Origin of the sequence: Brevibacterium antiquum (assembly GCF_016107655.1) — a bacterium.
In the GTDB taxonomy this organism is placed as follows: Bacteria; Actinomycetota; Actinomycetes; order Actinomycetales; family Brevibacteriaceae; genus Brevibacterium; species Brevibacterium antiquum.
On sequence record NZ_JABASX010000008.1, the window covers coordinates 162,114 to 179,701 of the forward strand.

Annotated in this window: 18 protein-coding genes; 8 read left to right on the forward strand and 10 right to left on the reverse strand. The window is 63.4% G+C overall.

The genetic code is table 11. The features are described 5' to 3' along the window. Positions 1 to 47: 47 nt before the first annotated feature. The 10 genes from JFC13_RS14475 to JFC13_RS14520 all read right to left on the reverse strand — a co-directional run bounded on the left by JFC13_RS14475 (position 48) and on the right by JFC13_RS14520 (position 11,844). Positions 48 to 1,016, reverse strand: coding sequence for a metallophosphoesterase (locus JFC13_RS14475; protein ID WP_198397762.1), 969 nt, complete (start codon positions 1,014 to 1,016; stop codon positions 48 to 50). A gap of 131 nt (positions 1,017 to 1,147) precedes the next feature. Next, complete coding sequence (locus tag JFC13_RS14480) at positions 1,148 to 2,059, reverse strand: metal ABC transporter permease (protein ID WP_198397763.1); 912 nt, start codon at positions 2,057 to 2,059, stop codon at positions 1,148 to 1,150. After that, complete coding sequence (locus JFC13_RS14485; protein WP_198397764.1) at positions 2,059 to 2,928, reverse strand: metal ABC transporter ATP-binding protein; 870 nt, start codon at positions 2,926 to 2,928, stop codon at positions 2,059 to 2,061. Before JFC13_RS14485 ends, JFC13_RS14480 begins: the two co-directional genes overlap by 1 nt. Positions 2,929 to 2,930: 2 nt before the next feature. Then, entirely contained in the window at positions 2,931 to 3,890 is a 960-nt protein-coding gene (locus tag JFC13_RS14490) for a metal ABC transporter solute-binding protein, Zn/Mn family (protein WP_198397765.1), read from the reverse strand. 212 nt (positions 3,891 to 4,102) lie between these two features. Beyond that, positions 4,103 to 5,155 carry an aspartate-semialdehyde dehydrogenase gene (locus JFC13_RS14495; RefSeq protein ID WP_198397766.1) on the reverse strand — a complete coding sequence of 351 codons (1,053 nt, stop codon included), beginning with the start codon at positions 5,153 to 5,155 and terminating at the stop codon, positions 4,103 to 4,105. Beyond that, the gene (locus tag JFC13_RS14500; protein WP_198397767.1) at positions 5,152 to 6,477 is read right to left on the reverse strand and encodes an aspartate kinase; all 1,326 of its coding nucleotides are present in this window, start codon (positions 6,475 to 6,477) and stop codon (positions 5,152 to 5,154) included. The genes JFC13_RS14495 and JFC13_RS14500 overlap by 4 nt, the downstream gene beginning before the upstream one ends. Positions 6,478 to 6,746: 269 nt before the next feature. Continuing rightward, positions 6,747 to 6,980: a helix-turn-helix domain-containing protein gene (locus tag JFC13_RS14505; RefSeq protein WP_198397768.1), complete on the reverse strand. Its 234-nt coding sequence runs from the start codon at positions 6,978 to 6,980 to the stop codon at positions 6,747 to 6,749. Continuing rightward, positions 6,980 to 7,675 carry a DUF2975 domain-containing protein gene (locus JFC13_RS14510; protein ID WP_198397769.1) on the reverse strand — a complete coding sequence of 232 codons (696 nt, stop codon included), beginning with the start codon at positions 7,673 to 7,675 and terminating at the stop codon, positions 6,980 to 6,982. The genes JFC13_RS14505 and JFC13_RS14510 overlap by 1 nt, the downstream gene beginning before the upstream one ends. A gap of 225 nt (positions 7,676 to 7,900) precedes the next feature. Then, on the reverse strand, positions 7,901 to 8,506 hold the full coding sequence (recR, locus tag JFC13_RS14515; protein ID WP_198397770.1) for a recombination mediator RecR: 606 nt from the start codon (positions 8,504 to 8,506) through the stop codon (positions 7,901 to 7,903). Further along, on the reverse strand, positions 8,503 to 11,844 hold the full coding sequence (locus JFC13_RS14520) for a DNA polymerase III subunit gamma and tau (RefSeq protein WP_198397771.1): 3,342 nt from the start codon (positions 11,842 to 11,844) through the stop codon (positions 8,503 to 8,505). Before JFC13_RS14520 ends, recR begins: the two co-directional genes overlap by 4 nt. Positions 11,845 to 11,982: 138 nt before the next feature. Here JFC13_RS14520 and JFC13_RS14525 point away from each other — a divergent pair, with 138 nt between their 5' ends. From JFC13_RS14525 to JFC13_RS14560, 8 genes are read left to right on the forward strand one after another with little or no spacing between them, the layout of a single operon-like run. After that, positions 11,983 to 12,651: a DUF1707 SHOCT-like domain-containing protein gene (locus JFC13_RS14525; RefSeq protein WP_198397772.1), complete on the forward strand. Its 669-nt coding sequence runs from the start codon at positions 11,983 to 11,985 to the stop codon at positions 12,649 to 12,651. Then, on the forward strand, positions 12,648 to 12,839 hold the full coding sequence (locus JFC13_RS14530; RefSeq protein ID WP_198397773.1) for a hypothetical protein: 192 nt from the start codon (positions 12,648 to 12,650) through the stop codon (positions 12,837 to 12,839). The genes JFC13_RS14525 and JFC13_RS14530 overlap by 4 nt, the downstream gene beginning before the upstream one ends. Before the next feature lie 31 nt (positions 12,840 to 12,870). Next, positions 12,871 to 13,896 carry a GNAT family N-acetyltransferase gene (locus tag JFC13_RS14535; protein ID WP_198397774.1) on the forward strand — a complete coding sequence of 342 codons (1,026 nt, stop codon included), beginning with the start codon at positions 12,871 to 12,873 and terminating at the stop codon, positions 13,894 to 13,896. A gap of 38 nt (positions 13,897 to 13,934) precedes the next feature. Then, complete coding sequence (locus tag JFC13_RS14540) at positions 13,935 to 14,552, forward strand: DUF4178 domain-containing protein (protein WP_198397775.1); 618 nt, start codon at positions 13,935 to 13,937, stop codon at positions 14,550 to 14,552. Continuing rightward, complete coding sequence (locus tag JFC13_RS14545) at positions 14,552 to 15,130, forward strand: DUF2617 family protein (RefSeq protein ID WP_198397776.1); 579 nt, start codon at positions 14,552 to 14,554, stop codon at positions 15,128 to 15,130. The genes JFC13_RS14540 and JFC13_RS14545 overlap by 1 nt, the downstream gene beginning before the upstream one ends. Further along, entirely contained in the window at positions 15,127 to 15,483 is a 357-nt protein-coding gene (locus JFC13_RS14550; RefSeq protein ID WP_198397777.1) for a hypothetical protein, read from the forward strand. The genes JFC13_RS14545 and JFC13_RS14550 overlap by 4 nt, the downstream gene beginning before the upstream one ends. Before the next feature lie 48 nt (positions 15,484 to 15,531). Next, on the forward strand, positions 15,532 to 15,957 hold the full coding sequence (locus tag JFC13_RS14555) for a DUF350 domain-containing protein (RefSeq protein WP_198397778.1): 426 nt from the start codon (positions 15,532 to 15,534) through the stop codon (positions 15,955 to 15,957). Continuing rightward, positions 15,954 to 17,582, forward strand: coding sequence for a polyamine aminopropyltransferase (locus tag JFC13_RS14560; RefSeq protein ID WP_198397779.1), 1,629 nt, complete (start codon positions 15,954 to 15,956; stop codon positions 17,580 to 17,582). The genes JFC13_RS14555 and JFC13_RS14560 overlap by 4 nt, the downstream gene beginning before the upstream one ends. The last annotated feature ends 6 nt before the right edge of the window (positions 17,583 to 17,588 follow it).

Consider the following 17,588-nt stretch of genomic DNA (forward strand, 5'->3'; position numbering starts at 1 on the left):
GTTTAGCTAATACGACTTGTGCAAGTTCTCAAAAATCATTGAGAACGTCAGACTCCAGGGACGAGCGTCAACAGGCTGACCTCGGGACGGCAGGCGAAACGCACCGGTGAGAAGGGCGAGAAACCCAATCCGGCGGAGATTTCGACGAGAGATTTTCGATAGGGAAACAGGCCTCTCGCGCGTGTCCGATCGAGGTCGCAGTTCGTCACCGGCGCGCCCCAGAAGGGCACCCGGATCTGTCCCCCGTGAGTGTGCCCGGTCATGATGAGGTCAGCCCCCGCCGAGGCGAACGCCTCCAGCGTCCGCGAATAGGGAGCATGCGTGACCCCGACTTTCACCCCAGCTTCAGAATCGAATCGAGGGTAGTCAAACGCGTCAGGGCCGCGGCCCTGACCGTCGCTGGGCTGGATCCGGTCACGGTCGATGTGGGAGTCCCCCAGGCCGCAGAAGTCGATGCGGGTCCCACGGATCGTCAGAGTCGCCTCGGCGTTGTCGAGGAAATGCCACCCGCGGGTGCTGCTGGGCGTGTCACCGGTCGACACTTCGCTGACTGTTTCGTCTCTGGCCTCGAACCCGCGGATCAGGGCTTTCACGTCGAGGTCGGGCTCCGTGCGGTGCTTGACCTCGGAGGGGGACCGCAGGTAGGTGGCTGGGTTCTTCGCCTTGGGTGAGAAGAAGTCGTTGGATCCGAGGACGAAGACGCCGGGTACATCAAGAAGTCCGTCGAAGACGTCGAGGACAGTGGGCACGATGTCTGCAGAGAGGTTGTCCCCGGTGTTGACGACGACATCCGGTTCCAGTCGTGTCAGCGCTTTGACCCAGGCGGCCCGGTGCTTCTGCCAGGGCGCCAGGTGCAGATCGGAGACGTGCAGCATCCGGATGCTCTGTGCACCGGCCGGCAGGATCGGCAAAGTGTGGCGGCGGACGGTAAAGAGGTGCGGTTCGATGACCGCGCCCCAGATTCCAGCCGCCGCGGGGACTGCAAGGGCGCCGGCGAATAGTGCACGCTTCTTCATTCGTCCAACTCTAGTCGGCCTCGGGATCCCCTCGTGGACCCGGCCCCCGAGCTTCCGTCATAGTGGGCTCCCGTTCGAAGATTCGCGCGTTCTCGAACGCGAGCCCACAATCACAGACTGCCAACGGCACCTCAGGCCGGGAACGCGACCGGCTTGTCGTGTTCATCGGCGGCACGGGCCGTGCGGCGGCGATGCAGATGCTTCATCCGGCGCTGCCCCACGAGCCTGCAGACAAGGTAGATGAGGAAGGAGATCGTGGTGACGAATGGGCTGATCGGCACCACCGGCGAGCCCAGTGCGATGAGGATGCCGCCGACGGAGGCGGTGACCGCGAAGATGACGCTGAACACCGGCACCCACACCGGGGAGGCCGAGAGCTGGGTGGCCGCCGCGGCTGGAGTGATGAGCAGAGCCAGCACCAGGAGGACGCCCACGACCTGCACGCTCAATGCCACGGCCAGGCCGAGGACGAGCATGAACACGATCGTCAGCCCGGACACCGGGACCCCTTTGGCACGTGCCACCTCGGGGTCGAGGCTGGCGAACATGAGCGGTCGCCAGATGACGGCGAGCACGAGGAGCACGATCAGCGAGCACACGACGAGGGTCATGATCTGGCCCGGGGTGATGGCCACGATCTGCCCGGTCAACAGGCCGAATTTGCTGGCGGCACGTCCGTCGTAGAGGGCGAGGAACAGAATCGCGAGGCCCAGCCCGAAGGGCATGAGCACCCCGATGATGGCGTTCTTCTCCGAGGCTTTGGCCCCACCGATGCCGATGATGAGTGCGGCGATGATTGAGCCGATGATGGACCCGCCGACCACATCGAAGCCGATGAGGAGGGCAAAGGCGGCACCGGCGAACGAGAGTTCGGAGACGCCGTGGACAGCGAAGGGAATGTCACGGGCCATGACGAAGACGCTGATGAGGCCGCCGACGACGCCGAGCAGTCCGGCGGCGATGAGCGAGTTGGTCAGCAGCGCCACCAGTTCGCCGTAGTCCTCGAAGGTGAATAGGCTGCCGAAGATCTCCTGAGCCGACATCAGATCGCACCTCGTTCTATGCTCATGTCGTCCTCGTGGACGTGGTGGTCCACGCATTCGGCTTCGCCGCCGACCACGATAAGCCGACCGCCTACCCGGACGACTTCGACCGGGGAACCATAGAGTCGGGTCAGCGATTGGGTGGTCATGACCTCGGCGGGGGTGCCGACGAGGAAGTGGCCGCCGACGATGTAGAGGACGCGGTCGACGTAGGGCAGGATCGGGTTGATCTCGTGGGTGACGAAGACGACTGAGGTGTTGCGTTTGACTCGCTGCTCATGGAGCAGGTTGGCCACGACCTTCTGATGGTGGATGTCCAGGGACAGCAGCGGCTCGTCACAGAGAAGCACCGAGGGGTCGTTGGCCAGGGCCTGAGCCACGCGCAGTCGCTGCAGCTCACCGCCGGACAGGGTCCCGGCTGGGGCGTCCGCGTATTCTCGGGCGCCGACGGATTCGAGGAGTTCATCGACCAGCTGCCGGCGGCGCTTCAGGAACCGGCCGGGTCCCCAACAGTGTCCGTCGATGCCCATCCGCACCAGATCGCGACCCCGCATCGGGGTGTGTTGGTCGATTCCGCGCTGCTGGGGGATGTAGCCGATGGCCGAGTTCCCCGAGTGGACATTCCGGCCATTGATCTCAGCCGAGCCGGTGGACAGCGCATGCTGGCCCAACAGCACCTTGAGCAGCGAAGTCTTTCCTGTCCCGTTCGGGCCCAGCACCGCCACGAACTCCCCCGGCGCGACGTCGAGATCGAGGTCGTGCCAGAGCACACGCTCTCCGAATCGCAGTTCGGCATCGCGCAGACGGATCACCGGAGGGTGATCGGCGGATGCGGTCTGCGCGGGAGAAGCGTCGGAATCAGTGGCCATTCTCAGTGTTCATGTCCTTCGAGCGCAGTGGAGATTTCGGTGATGTAGTCGCCCATCCAATCCGCGTAGTGCGCATCGGCCGGCATCGTCTCGCCGAGGTCGACGACCGGAACGTCGGATTTCTCAGCCGTGGATTTCAGCTGCTCTGCCTGTGGACCTGCCGCTTGAGTATTGTACCCAAGCAGCACCGCCTCGCCCGAGGAGATCTGCTCCTCGGCCTTCTTCAGCACCAGAGGCGGCACGTCATTGCCCTCTTCCACCGCTTCAAGGAACTCATCGGAGGTGATGTTCTTCAGGCCCATGTCCTCAAACAGCCACAGCGGCACGGGTTCGGTGGCAGCGACCTCCTCTCCACTATGTTCTGCCTTGGCGCCGTCGATCTGCGACTGCAGCTTCTCCAGCGTCTTCTTATAGTCATCCGCGTTGGCTGCGAAGTCATCCTTGTGCTCAGGCTCAGCCTCGCCGAGGTGGGTTGCGACCTCGTCGACGAGCTTCGTCATCGTGGGGACGGAGTACCAGAGATGTTCGTTGAATTCCCCGTGTTCATGGGCTTCCTCGTCACCATGGTCATGGCCCTCATTGCCGACCCCTTCAGATCCGGGCAGGCCGGAGATCGAGACTGTATCGATGGTACCGACGTCGACGTCGGAGGCTTCGAGCATCGTGGTCATGAACGAGTCGTAGCCGCCGCCGTTCTGCACCACCAGATCGGCCTTCGACAGCTTCAATCGGTCCTGGGTCGTCGCCTCATAGGAATGCGGGTCCTGGTTGGGGTCGTCGATGACAGCGCTCACCTTCGCGAAGTCGCCTGCCACCTGCGACACGATGTCGGCGTACACATTGGTCGAAGCGACCACAGAGAGCTCGGTGGACCCCGATGCCTGTCCCCCGCATCCACTCAGGGCGGCAACAGCTGTGAGGGCGGCTGCCCCGGATATGAAGCCGAGTAGGGAAGAGCGCATGATGAGCCTTTCGGAGCGTAGGTGAGGAGGAGTGTGACGACGACGTTCACACTACTCAGCCCGAAGACTCACCACTAATATAAATATTTATATATAGCAACTTGTTTATGTGCTCCCGCCTCGCTCGATCCACTCCGAGCTTGAAGACGTTCCAGCAATGTCGAACGCCCGAGAGCAAGGCTCTCGGGCGTTCGGTTCGGCTATCCGACTGCTCAGGCCGCCTGTGACTCGACCTTCTTCGCCAGCAGTGCGGCGATCTGCACCGTGTTCAGGGCAGCGCCCTTGCGCAGGTTGTCGTTGGCCACGAACAGGACGAGGCCCTTGCCTGCCGGGGCAGACTGGTCGGCGCGGATGCGGCCTACGAAGCTTGCGTCCTTGCCGGCCGCCTTCAGCGGTGTGGGCACGTCATCAAGCTCGACGCCGGGTGCCTCAGCGAGCACCTCGGTGGCCTTGGCCGGGGTGATCTCGGAGTCGAACTCCGCGTGGATGCTCAGGCTGTGCCCGGTGAACACGGGAACGCGCACGCAGGTGCCGGCTACGAGGAGATCCGGCTTACCGAGAATCTTGCGGCTCTCGTTGCGCAGCTTCTTCTCTTCGTCGGTCTCGAGCTCACCGTCGTCGACGATAGACCCTGCCATGGGCAGGACGTTGAATGCGATGGGCTCGACGTAGTTGTCCGGCGCGGGCAGGGTCACGGCGCTGCCGTCGCGGGCCAGCTTGCGGGAATCTGCAACCCCGGCTTCGAGCTGACTGGCGAGCTCCTCGACTCCGCTCACACCCGAACCAGACACTGCCTGGTAGGTGCTGACGATGAGCCGCTTGAGTCCGGCCGCGTTGTCGAGCGCTTTGAGGACCGGCATAGCGGCCATCGTTGTGCAGTTCGGGTTGGCGATGATGCCCTTGGCCACCGCGTCGATGGCCTCAGGGTTGACCTCGCTGACGACCAGCGGAACCTCGGGATCGGATCTCCATGCCGAGGAATTGTCGACGACGGTGACTCCGGCCGCGGCGAATCGCTCCGCCTGCGCTCGGGAGGTGGCTCCACCGGCGGAGAACAGGGCGATGTCGAGCCCGCTGGGGTCCGCCTCGGCGGCATCTTCGACGGTGATCTTCTCACCGTTGAACTCGATGACCTTGCCCGCAGACCGCGCCGAGGCGAAGAGCCTCAGGCTGTTGATCTCGAATCCCGGGTTGTCTGCCAGCAGGTCGAGCATGACGCCGCCCACCTGGCCTGTTGCTCCGACTACTCCGATATTGACGCTCATCGTCCGGTACCTCCGTAAACCACTGCTTCGTCGGCTTCACTGTCGAGTCCGTACGCGGCATGCGCGGCGCGGACTGCGTCGTCGAGAACGTCTGCCCTCGTGACGACGCTGATGCGGATCTCCGAGGTGGAGATCATGTCGATGTTGACCTGGGCTTCGCTCAGCGCTTCGAACAGGATGGCGGTCACCCCGGGGTGAGAGCGCATGCCCGCGCCGACGACAGAGAGTTTGCCGATCTGGTCGTCGTAGCGGACCTGGTCGAAGCCGATCGAGGCCTTCACCGCGTCGAGGGCCTCGAGCGCCTTGGCGCCATCGTCCATCGGCAGGGTGAACGAGATGTCGGTCTTGGCCGGTTCTCGAGTGGAGATATTCTGCACGATCATGTCGATGTTGATCTCCGTCGCGGCCATGGTGTTGAAGATCTCGGCAGCTTTGCCAGGAACGTCGGGAACACCGACGATCGTGACCTTGGCCTCCGAGCGATCATGGGCGACTCCGGAAATGATTGCCTGTTCCATGTTGGACTCCGTTTCTGATTCCGCTGCCGGGGCCTTCGCTCCCCGTGTCGGCCGGAAGGCTTCAGGAATGGGTGAGTCAGTCACCCAGGTGCCTTGCTTACGTGAGAATGAGGACCGCACGTGCACCGGCACGTTGTAGCGGCGGGCGTATTCGACGCACCGGAGCATGAGGACCTTGGCGCCCGAAGCCGCCATCTCCATCATCTCCTCGTAGCCGATCTCATCGATCTTGTGTGCGGTCGGCACGATGCGAGGGTCGGCGGTGAAGACCCCGTCGACGTCGGTGTAGATCTCACACACGTCGGCATCCAGTGCCGCTGCGAGGGCTACCGCGGTAGTATCCGATCCGCCGCGTCCCAGTGTGGTGATGTTCTTCGCTGTCTGGCTGACTCCCTGGAATCCGGCCACAATGGCCACGTATCCCTGGTCAAGTGCCGAGCGGATTCGGCCTGGCGTGACGTCGATGATGCGCGCCTTGCCGAACTGCTCGTCGGTGATGACACCGGCTTGGGAGCCTGTGAATGACTGTGCTTCCTCGCCGAGGTTGGCGATCGCCATGGCAAGAACCGCCATGGAGATGCGTTCACCGGCAGTGAGGAGCATGTCGAGCTCACGGGCTGGGGGCATCGGAGAGACCTGTTGGGCCAAGTCGATGAGATCGTCGGTGCTGTCTCCCATGGCCGACACCACGACAACAACTTCGTGACCGGCCTGACGGTTCTCGACAATTCGCTTGGCCACCCGCTTCACCGATTCCGCATCGGCTACCGAGGACCCGCCAAACTTCTGGACGACTATGCTCACTGCAGTCTCTTCCTTATCGCTGATAAGTTCCGTGCCGGGCGATCGATTCCATGCTTCCGAACATGGTTGTCTCGTGCTTGCATCGATCAGGATTTCAGCCGTGTCGGCTCTCCGGCACCGTGACCATTGTATGAGGTCAGCCGTTTCACTTCACCTTCGCCCGTTATTCAGACACTGCCCAGGTCCCCGGATTCTACGTCGTGGATCCGCTGAGATCCCCGAGCTGCTAACGATCGCGGGCGTTTCGCCAGTGACGCGTTCTGCTCGTCTCAGTCGGGCCGAACGTTGACGGTGAAAAGGTCGCCAGGTTGGCAATCGAGCACTTGGCACAATGCGATGAGCGTGGAGTATCTGATGGCTTTGGCGCGGTTGTTCTTGAGCACCGACAAGTTAGCCAAGGACACATCAACACGCCTCGAGAGCTCAGTCAGACTCAGCCCTCTCTGCGTCAGCACCGAGTCAAGATGACAGACGACGTGCAGCGACTCGAATTCCTCGACCATCAGACGAGGCCCTCGAGTTCTTCCTGGGCCTTCTGCCCCGACTTGAAACAGCGGCGCAGCAGCTCGATTCCACCGACGACACCCAAGAGCACGAACGCCTGGACGGTCGTCACGCCGGGGCCGACGTCATCGGCGATGTCGAGGTCGCGCGAGACCATGTTGCTGCCCAGCACCATGGCAGCGAAGTACACCAACCACCCGACGGCGATGACGCTCTCGAGTACCCCGAGCGCTTTGATCGACCGAGCAGTGAACGGGTCGCCCTTGGCGATGCCCCTGATCACAGGCACTATAGAGACCGCGGCGACGACGGCGGTGAGCGTCAGAACGATCTTCGCAATGAGAAGGAGCACCAGCGTCGCGGTGGCCAGATCGGTGGTCGCCACCGTTATCTGAGTCAAGCCACTCAGCGTTGCCTCCGCCCCCGGGAAATCGAGCGCGGCTGCCGCGTCGGATTCGAATTCAAGCGGAAGCCTGATCTGCGCATGAGCGAGGCCTGTGACCAGCTCGGTCACGGCAAAGATCACGTAGAACGCGAGCGCCATTCCGACCCAGAGTTCGTAGCCCGTGCCCAGGGCCTTCTGTTTGGCAGGGCCGTCTCCGCGCTTCATCCCACCCTTGAGACCATTGAGACTTCCGCTGACGGTGTCGTCTGGCTCCTCGGGCAGTTCGCTGCGTCCGTTTTCCTGTGGCATGATCCTGCCTTCTCTTCGTGGCGAGTCCAGGTGGGAACGTCAAGTCTCCGGCCCAGATCCACCGCATCGACTCGCAAATGGTTATCGTTAGTCGATATATCGATAAACAATATACTTCACGATAATCGATATGGCGTCAAGGACAGGGATCGAACGACTGCTGACGGCAGAAGACGAGCACTGACCCGAGGAAACGATCAGCAGAGGCGGAGCTGTGGAGTCAGATCAGTCCATTTCGCGGCGGCCGGAGAAAGCACGCCCGAGAGTGACCTCGTCGGCGTATTCAAGGTCTCCCCCGACGGGCAGTCCCGAGGCCAGCCTGGTCACGGTCACTCCCAGAGAGTTGAGCAGCCGCACGAGGTAGGTGGCTGTGGCTTCACCCTCGAGGTTGGGGTCGGTGGCGATGACACATTCCTTGACCTCGCCGTCCTGCAGACGCGGCATCAGCTCTTTGATGCGCAGATTGTCGGGACCGACTCCTGCCATGGGATCGATCGCGCCGCCGAGGACGTGATAGAGGCCCCTGTATTCACGGGTGCGTTCGATGGCGACGACATCCTTCGGCTCTTCGACGACGCAGATCATCGAACGATCACGACGCGGATCCTGACAGACGGTGCACTCTGCCTCCTCAGAGACATTGCCGCAGATATCGCAGAAGCGCACGCGCTTCTTCACTTCGGTCAGGGCCTGAGCCAGGGCGCTGACATCGGCGGATTCAGATTGGAGAATGTGGAACGCCAGCCGCTGCGCGGACTTCGGGCCAATGCCCGGAAGCTTGCCGAATTCCTCGACCAGGTCCTGCAGGGCACCTTCGTAAACCGCGCTCATACTTCTCTTTCATCAATGATTTCGCCGCCGAGGACGCGTGCGATCACGGCCACGCCGATCTGTGGAGCTTCCGAGACGTCGAGGTCCGTCTCCGGATCATAATCGTCTTCGTCGGCACCGGAGCGTTGGGCCTGAGCACCTGCGCTGTCGTCCACCGCACCGTTTCCGGACAATGAGCCGTTCGCATCCTGCGGGTACGCGTTTGCTCCGGTCTGGGCCGGTTGCTGTGGGGCGGCGCCTCCGTGCTTCTCGGCCAAAGCGGCGAAGCGGGATTTGAATGGCTTCGCGCCCCCGTGTCCCTGAGGTCGCGAGGACTGTGCCGATTGAGCCTGCGACTGCGGTTGCGAAGTTGGCTGTGCCGCAGAATCCGACAGTCCCATATCCCCATCTGCGTAGTCACCGAGGAAGTCGAGATCATCATCCTCTGGAGGAGGCACCACCAGCGCTCCGACTTCCACAGCTCCCGAACCCGCACTCGTGGACTCGTCGATTGGATCGTTCGACGAAGCCTCGCCGTCTGAGAAACCACCGAGGTTCCGGTCGCCGGCGTTCCGGCCGTCAGCGCTCGGGGCAACAGCGTTCGGGTCGCCAGCACTTGGCCCATCGTGCCAGGTCGGCTCCTCCCACCGTGGCTGCACATACTCCATGGGTGCGTACGGTGTCGTCTGTGATGTGGTGGGCACCTGTGATGTAGTAGGCGCCGGTGACGTGGTGTGCGCCAGTGGATCACCTTCCGATTGCTGATCGGACGCTTGGTCGGAAGGGCCGCTGAAGAAGTCATCGTCCGAGAGATCGGGCACGACGATATCCGAATCCGCCGCTGGATCGTCAGGGTCGGCTGCCTCCCGGGCTGGCTCGTCGATCATCGGCTTGTCGGACTCCGACAGTCCCTGGGATTCTGTAGATTCCTCTGGATCTTCGGACGCCGCCGGCTCGTCGACCCGTTGCGATTGATCGGCCGACCTGGCGAGGCCGTCCGGGCCGGGCTGTTCACCTGACGTGAATTCTTCACTCGAGCCGGGTTCTCCTGCTGGTCCAGCGTTGCTGCCTGAATCGTCGTCGGCCTGAACGGGTACATCCGTTGAGGTGTCGGGTTCGGAGTCAGTCGGTGACTGTGGAGCTTCGTGGGACGCCGGCTGTTCTCCCTCCTCGTCGTCGTCGGACCAAGGACCTTGAGGAGAGCCGCTGGTCTCCCAGAATTTCTCGTGATCAACCTGCGGCTTGTCGACCTCGCGAGTGCCGACGACCGCGGCGACTTCCTGAGGGCTGGGTCGTCTCTGTGTGGGAGTCTGCCCCCGATTGCCGGCGGTCTCGTTCGCCACCGGTGCCGAGGCTCCCTTGCCACCGCTTCCGCGCCCGGCATCTGCCTGACTCGAATTCCCACCTATTCGACCGACGTCACCGATATCGATGCGAGCTTGGATACCGAGGACATCATTGATCGCCATCGCCAGCTTCGCTGCGTGGTCTCTCTGCTGGAAGCCCTGGACGGAACCGGCGTTGTTGAATCCGAGGTAGACGACACCCTCAGAGAACGACTGCGGGATCGCATTCGCAGCAATGATCGCCCTGGTCAGGCGACTGCGTTTCTCGACTGCCGCGAGGATGCTCGGCCAGGCCCGTCGAATGGCTTCGATCTCGCCACCGATGGTGCCCGCACCGGCCACGGCGACGCTTTCCGGAGCAGAGCCAGCGCCTGCGGCTGATTCCTGAGATGGCGCACTGACTTCCGGCTCACGCTGCGCTCGAGGTTCCGGTGCAGGTCGGGCCTGCCCCGCCTCATCATGAGGCGCCTGAGCCTGGTTCTGGGGTGCTTGCGCCTGGGCAGTCTGCTCCTGCGGTGCAGTTTCGACCACGGGCTGCTCTTCGCGAGGTTCCGCTTCTGCGGCTGCGTTCGCTGACGGTGATGGGTCTGGAGCCGAGCGCGGTGGCTCGTTGAGCATGGATTCCGCAGCGACAGCCATCTCGGCGAGGTCGTCGAAATCATCATGTGGTGCTTGGCTTGAGGGCTGTGCAGCGCGAGCCTGCGCAGGCTGCGCCTGAGGTGACTGAGCTGACTGCGCCGAACTCGACGACGCAGCTTCTCGCTGCTGGGCACCGGCAACCGGCTGGGCAGTGTTGTCCTGCGCTCCATCCTGCGGGGCGGGCGGAATATTCGCGGCCGTTCCGGATGCGGACATGCCGATCCGACGTTCCATCCGTTCGACACGACTGAGCACGGCATCACGGCTGCGGCCCGAACCGGGCAGGAGAATACGCGCGCAGATCAGCTCCAGCTGCAACCTCGGCGAGGTTGCTCCTGACATTTCGGTCAGACCCTGGTTGAGAAGGTCGGCGGCACGCGAAAGTTCGCCCTGACCGAACCCTCTGGCCTGCAGAGTCAGCCGTTCGAGGCGGTCGGGAGGGACCTCCGGCAGGAAGGCATGAGCGGCCTCGGGAGCAGCATTGATGACGATGAGGTCGCGCATGCGCTCGAGCAGGTCCTCAACGAAACGACGCGGATCCTGACCGGACTCGATGACACGTTCGACGGCCCGGTACACCCCGCCGCCGTCACCGGCGGAGAACGCATCGACGATATCGCTGAGCAGGGAGTCAGGAGTGTAGCCCAACAGTGCGATGGCTCCGGCGTAGTCGACGCCGTCGGGACCCGAACCGGCGATGAGCTGGTCGAGGACGGACAGGGTGTCACGCACGGAACCGCCGCCGGCGCGCACGACGAGCGGCAGCACACCCTTGGCGACCTGCACACCTTCGCGGTTGCACAGATCTTCCATATAGTTGCCCAGCGCCTCGGGCGGAACCAACCGGAACGGGTAATGATGGGTCCGCGAGCGGATCGTGCCGATGACCTTCTCGGGCTCGGTCGTCGCGAAGATGAACTTGATGTGAGGCGGCGGCTCTTCGACGATCTTGAGCAGAGCATTGAAGCCCTGCGAGGTCACCATATGAGCCTCATCGAGGATGAAGACCTTGTACCGGTCGCGTGCCGGGGCATAGATCGCACGCTCACGCAGGTCACGGGCATCGTCGACACCGTTGTGGCTGGCCGCGTCGATCTCCACGACGTCGAGGGATCCCGGGCCGCCGTTGGCCAGGTCCTCACAGCTCGGGCACTCGCCGCAGGGCACAGGAGTCGGGCCCTTGGCACAGTTGAGGCACCTCGCCAGGATCCGAGCCGAGGTGGTCTTGCCGCAGCCTCGGGGGCCGGAGAACAGATAGGCATGGTTGATGCGGCCACGTTCGATCGCGGCCTTCAGCGGATCGGTCACATGCTCTTGACCGATGACCTCATCGAAGGTCTCTGGGCGGTATCTTCTGTACAGTGCGGTGGACACGCCCCTAGCCTAATGCCAACGGCTGACACGACACACGGACCGCTCCTCGACGCCATGGTGACCTGCAGCCCATCGCCGCACCCAATGCCGGGTGCAGTCCGTTGTAAGCGGCAGTGTGAATCGGGCACGATAGAGACTATGAGCCACTCCACCCCCGATTCCCCCGACAACTCCCCTGCCGAAAACGACCCTGCGAAGACCTACCGCATCGGACACAAAGAGCGCGACGAAGCGATCGAAGTCCTGCGCGAAGCCGCCGGCGACGGCCGGATCACAGTTGAGGAACTCGACGAGCGCATGGAGAAGGTCCATGCAGCCCGGTTCCCGATCGATCTCGACGAGGTCCTCTCCGACCTCACCACCGATCTGCCCTCCGATCGCTTCCGTCCCGGCACCTCTCTCACCCGATCAACTCCCGCAGGGCAGGCCATTGAGACAGGAGAGCCATTGGTCGTCAAGGCCGGCTGGGAGAACGAGCTCCGCCGCGCCAAATGGCAGGTCCCTCCCTATATCCGGTGCCACCCGACAGGGGCGAACATCGAACTGAACTTCCTCGAGGTCGAGACCGGCCTCGAGGTCATCGATGTCGAAGTCGTCGCCGGTATGGGGTCTGTGATCGTCGTCATCCCCGATGACTGGGCCGTCAACATCGACTCCCTGTCCAAATCATGGGGTTCGGTGAAGTCCGTGGTCAACGCCGTCCCAGAGGGCAGCAAGCCGATCATCCGAGTCACCGGCTCGGTCGGCATGGGTTCCTTCCGCGCCCGTTTCGCGAATTTCCTCGACCGCCGTCGGATGGCCAAGTGATGGAACCCGGTCTCGGCGCGGTCATCTTCCTCATCCTGACCATCATCGTGGTCGTCAGTGTGGGTGCATTCCTCGTCTACCGGGTGATGAATCGTCCCGATGCGCACATCGGCTCGCGCCTTCCCAAAGACGATCCCCCCGCCGAGGCGGGACCTGAGGACGACAGGGACTCGCACCGAAATCCTTGAAATCCGTGTCGGGCCATGGTCGACTCGTGACATGGTCGATGTCCGGATCACCCGCATCGAGCCCGACGATGTCGACGGGCTCACGCGTTGGCACGGCCTCATGCGTGAGGCCTACACTGCTGATCGAACCGCACCCTGGTGGCAGAGTCTCGAATCCACCCTCACCCAGTTCGCCCACCCGCGTTCGGACAAGGTGGACATTGCACTCCTGGCCCACCTCGGCGAGGAGGCCATCGGCGGTGCGGAGATCAACATCGTCACCGATGCTCCCGCCGATGTCGAGATCGGGGTTGTGCCCGACTGCCGGCGCCGGGGTCACGGCACCTCGATAGCCGGAGTCGTCGAGGAACTGCTGCGCGGGCGCACGGAGCTGGTCCAGACCGAAACCTACTGCCCGGAAGGCGTTGCCTTCGCTCAGGCCCAGAGGCTGCGCATCGGCAACCAGGAACATCGCCTCCTGCTCGACCTGCCGGCCTACCTGCACGACGATGCGAACCGCTACAAGAACCCGGATGCGAAGTCGCGTCTGACCACAGCGCTCGCTCCTTCCCTGTCGATCACCTCATGGATCGGCGGCTGCCCGGACGAAGCGGTCAAGGATTGGGCGAGGCTGCGTGAACAGATGGACGAGGATGTCCCCGTCGGCGAACTCACTCGCACCCTCAAACATGCCGGTGCGAGCGCAATTCGCACCCATGAGGAGCGGATGGCGGAGCAGGGCTGGATCCTCGTCAGCTCGATCGCGCACATCGACGACGACTCCAGCGGCCCTGCCCCTGTCGGCTATACGGAGATCATGGTCTCCCGCCACGAACCGGACATCGTCATCCAGGAGGACACCTTCGTCGAGGGTGCGTATCGCGGTCGCGGCATCGGACGCGGACTCAAGGTCGCGAACATGCGCCAGCTCCACGACGTCCCGGAGGCTGCCCAGGCTTCATGGGTCCAGACCTACACAGCGGCGGGCAACGGGCCGATGCACGCGCTCAACCGGGATCTCGGCTTCTTCTCTGCGGATTCCATGACCGCGCTCGAGGGACGTTTCGACTACAGTTGAGTGTGAAAGTTCCGGCTAACTGAGTGAAGCAGGCACCCGTGTCCTCCAACATCCTCATCACCGTCTTGGTGTTCATCGTCGTCATCATCATCACGGTGATCATCGTCCGCAGGCGCGCCGCGAGCCGCCGCAAGTTCGAAGAGAACGCGGCCGCACCCCACCGGCCGCAGGATCCGTTCGCCCCCGAACAGAACACCGGCGGGGATCCGGAAACGATCAAGGCCGGTGACCTGCTCGAATTCGGCAATGAGAAGTTCTTCGTCCGCGGCACCCTGCGCATCTCCGAGGGCGGCTATGACTGGGCCGAGCACTTCTTCCAGGCCGACCAATCCGCCACCCGCCTGTGGCTGACCGTCGAAAAGGATCCCGACCTGCAGGTCTCCCGGTGGAGTGATCGCCCCGAGCTCGACATCGAGCCCAAGGCCAAGACCATCACGATCGAGGGCACCGAGTACAAACTCGTCGAGCACGGGACCGCCTCCTACCGCTCCGAGGGCACCACCGGCCTCAATGAGAAGGGCGGCGTGGACTACGTCGACTACGAGTCCGATGACCACAAGCTGCTCGCCTTCGAACGCTTCGACCACGGCCGTTGGGAAGTGAGCACCGGCGAATCGATCCCGGTCGGCTCCTTCACCATCTATTCGGGCAGCTGATGACGCTCACTCCCCCATTGACCGAGCCGGTGCCGACCCAGCACGTGAGCGTCGACGTGGCATTCGCCGATACGTCTGCCCAGGCGCTGACCTTCAGCCTCGACCACGGTCGCATCACCCCTCTGGCCTCAGACTTCATCGACCTGCCGTCGTCGAACGGGCAGGAGCGCTCGCGTCTCGAACTCCACGTCATCGGCTCCTCCCACCAGGTCATCCTGAGCGAGAACGACGCTGATTCATTCGTCGAAACCTTCGCCTGCCTCGGCGAGGATGAGCGTCCTGGCTGGGACACGACCCGCACCACTGCTGGAACCTGGTCGGGTGTCACCCGACATCAGTTCCGATGCGAGCTCACAGATGTGGCCGGCAGCTTCAGTGATGCCGCCGCCGAGGTGGTGGCCCGTTCGAGTGCCCACGACCGTCACCTCGTCGTCGACTTCCCCGGTGAACCGGGTGCGCTCACAGCATTGGCGCTCACGGACATGACAGCGGAGCAGGTCTCCTGGCAGAGCTGGCACTGCTATCCGCAGCACCGACAGATCGTGCACAGCCACAGTCAGCTGAGGAGGAGATCATGAGCCGCGATCCCAATGTCTCCATGGGCGGAGGCTCCTTCAACTTCGACGCCGAGAACGGGCGCGGCTCCGGCGGCGGAGACCGCGGGTCCGGGGGCAATCGCGGCTCCGGGCCCTCGAACAACAACTCCGGCGGCCCGAAGAAGCGCTCCGGGTGCGGCACCGTCGTCATTCTCATCGTCATCGTCCTGATCCTCGGCAACATCATGAATGGCTGCACGGATGACTCGGACGGCTCGGGCGGTGGCGGCGGATTCTTCTTCCTGCCCTTCTTCGGCGGTGGCTCCAGCAGCGTCGGATCGAACTACGGCGACGGCTCGGGATTCCGCGGCGGCGGACCCGGCACAGGCAAATGACAGCGTTCGCGGCAAATGACAGCACCGGCAGCACTCTGAAAGGCAATCATGTTGGCAGACCTCTTCCTTGAGATCGGGATCGTCCTCTCCTACGCCGTGAGCGGCCTCGCGCTCATGCTCATCGGCTACTTCGTCGTCGACCTCCTCACCCCCGGAAAGCTGCACATCATCCTCTGGCAGCAGAAGTCGAAGAATGCCGTGATCCTCGTCGCCTCCGACCTCCTTGGTGTGGCGATCATCGTCATCGCCGCGATCCGAGCCAGCTCCGATGACTTCGTCTTCGGCATCATCTCCACCCTGGTCTTCGGCATCGTCGGCATCATCCTCATGGCCCTGAGCTTCCTGCTCATCGACGCCTTCACCCCCGGCAAGCTCGGCGACATGATCAAACCCGATGCGTTTCACCCTGAAGTCTGGGTCAATGCCTCCGCTCACGTGGGCATCGCGGGCATCATGGCCGCAGCGCTCCTTTGAGTTCACCGACAGAGTCCAGTAACGCCGACACCATCGGCGGCAGCAAACCGATCACGCTGCCGCTGAAGCCAGGACCCGCCCGCTTCTTCGTGCTTCTGGCCGTCTTCATCTGCGCCAGCTGCGGCATGGTCTACGAGCTCGCGCTCGTCGCGCTCGGCTCCTACCTCCTCGGCGACACAATTGTTCAGGCCTCGATCGTCCTCTCGGTCATGGTCTTCGCGATGGGCATCGGGTCCCTGGCCACGAAGCGCCTGACCGAGTTCGCCGCAGTCGCCTTCGCCCTCATCGAGGCGGCACTGGGCATCATCGGCGGCCTCTCAGTCATCCTGCTCTACCTCGCATTCGCCTTCGCCGACGTCTACACCGTGGCGATGGTCGCCCTCGCCTTCGTCATCGGTGCTCTCATCGGCGCGGAGATCCCCCTGCTCATGGAGCTCGTCCAACGCATCCGTGCGCAGAAGGCCTCCAGTGCCGTGGCCGATCTCTTCGCAGCGGACTATGTCGGCGGGCTCGTCGGCGGCCTCGCCTTCCCGTTCATCCTGCTTCCGGTCTTCGGTCTGCCCAGAGGCGCTCTGGCTGTGGGGATCACGAACGCCGTCGTCGGCATCCTTATCGTCCTCTGGCTCTTCCGCACCGAGATCCGCACCCGCACACAGGTGATTTTGGCGGGCCTGCTCGTCCTCATCGTCGGCGGACTCACCGTGGTCTGGGTGTTCACCGACGACATCGAGGTGACGACCCGCCAGCGTCTCTACCGCGACCCGATCGTGTACTCCCAGCGCACGGACTATCAGGAGATCGTGCTCACCGAATCGCAGAAGACCGGGGACACGAGGCTCTATCTCAACGGAGACCTGCAGTTCGCCTCGGCCGACGAATACCGTTATCACGAGTCCCTTGTCCATCCGCTCATGGACGGCCCCAAGCGCAATGTCCTCGTCCTCGGCGGCGGGGACGGCCTGGCCGTACGGGAGATACTGAAGTACCCCGACGTCGAATCAGTGACGCTCGTCGACCTCGACCCACGCGTCCTCGAACTCGCGAAGACCTCGGACCACTTCACCGACTTCAACGAAGACTCCCTCGACGACCCTCGGGTGAGAACCATCGCCGCGGACGCCTTCACCTGGCTGCGTGAAGCCGAGCACACCGCCTACGATGCGGTCATCGCCGACCTGCCCGACCCCGACGATGTGGCCACCTCGAAGCTCTACAGCATCGAGTTCTACGGTCTCATCAAGCAGGTGATGTCCCCCGAGGCCCGCCTCGTCGTCCAGGCCGGCTCCCCGTACTTCGCGCCGGAGGCGTATTGGGGCATCGGAGAGGCTGTCGCCGAGGCGGGCCTGACCACCACGCCCTATCACGTCGATGTCCCCAGCTTCGGTGACTGGGGCTATTTCCTCGCCGATGTCTCTGATCACGACGGGACCAGCGATAAGGGTCCGGACGTGACAATGCCTGCGGATGCTCCCGGGGGATTGAAATTCGCGACGCCTGAGGTGCTCGCTTCCTCCACCACGTTCCCGCCCGACCGCGATCGGGCCTCCGTCGGTGACGTTGAGGCTTCGACCCTGCTCCACCCTCGCGTGCTCGATCAGGAGCGCGGAGCCTGGGTCGGGTACTGAGTCTCA

Bases quoted from the DNA above. Each gene is read 5' to 3' on its own strand.
- JFC13_RS14475 (WP_198397762.1), bottom strand. From the start codon at position 1,016: ATGAAGAAGCGTGCACTATTCGCCGGCGCCCTTGCAGTCCCCGCGGCG.
- JFC13_RS14480 (WP_198397763.1), bottom strand. From the start codon at position 2,059: ATGTCGGCTCAGGAGATCTTCGGCAGCCTATTCACCTTCGAGGACTAC.
- JFC13_RS14485 (WP_198397764.1), bottom strand. From the start codon at position 2,928: ATGGCCACTGATTCCGACGCTTCTCCCGCGCAGACCGCATCCGCCGAT.
- JFC13_RS14490 (WP_198397765.1), bottom strand. From the start codon at position 3,890: ATGCGCTCTTCCCTACTCGGCTTCATATCCGGGGCAGCCGCCCTCACA.
- JFC13_RS14495 (WP_198397766.1), bottom strand. From the start codon at position 5,155: ATGAGCGTCAATATCGGAGTAGTCGGAGCAACAGGCCAGGTGGGCGGC.
- JFC13_RS14505 (WP_198397768.1), bottom strand. From the start codon at position 6,980: ATGGTCGAGGAATTCGAGTCGCTGCACGTCGTCTGTCATCTTGACTCG.
- JFC13_RS14510 (WP_198397769.1), bottom strand. From the start codon at position 7,675: ATGCCACAGGAAAACGGACGCAGCGAACTGCCCGAGGAGCCAGACGAC.
- recR (WP_198397770.1), bottom strand. From the start codon at position 8,506: ATGAGCGCGGTTTACGAAGGTGCCCTGCAGGACCTGGTCGAGGAATTC.
- JFC13_RS14525 (WP_198397772.1), top strand. From the start codon at position 11,983: ATGAGCCACTCCACCCCCGATTCCCCCGACAACTCCCCTGCCGAAAAC.
- JFC13_RS14535 (WP_198397774.1), top strand. From the start codon at position 12,871: ATGGTCGATGTCCGGATCACCCGCATCGAGCCCGACGATGTCGACGGG.
- JFC13_RS14545 (WP_198397776.1), top strand. From the start codon at position 14,552: ATGACGCTCACTCCCCCATTGACCGAGCCGGTGCCGACCCAGCACGTG.
- JFC13_RS14550 (WP_198397777.1), top strand. From the start codon at position 15,127: ATGAGCCGCGATCCCAATGTCTCCATGGGCGGAGGCTCCTTCAACTTC.
- JFC13_RS14555 (WP_198397778.1), top strand. From the start codon at position 15,532: ATGTTGGCAGACCTCTTCCTTGAGATCGGGATCGTCCTCTCCTACGCC.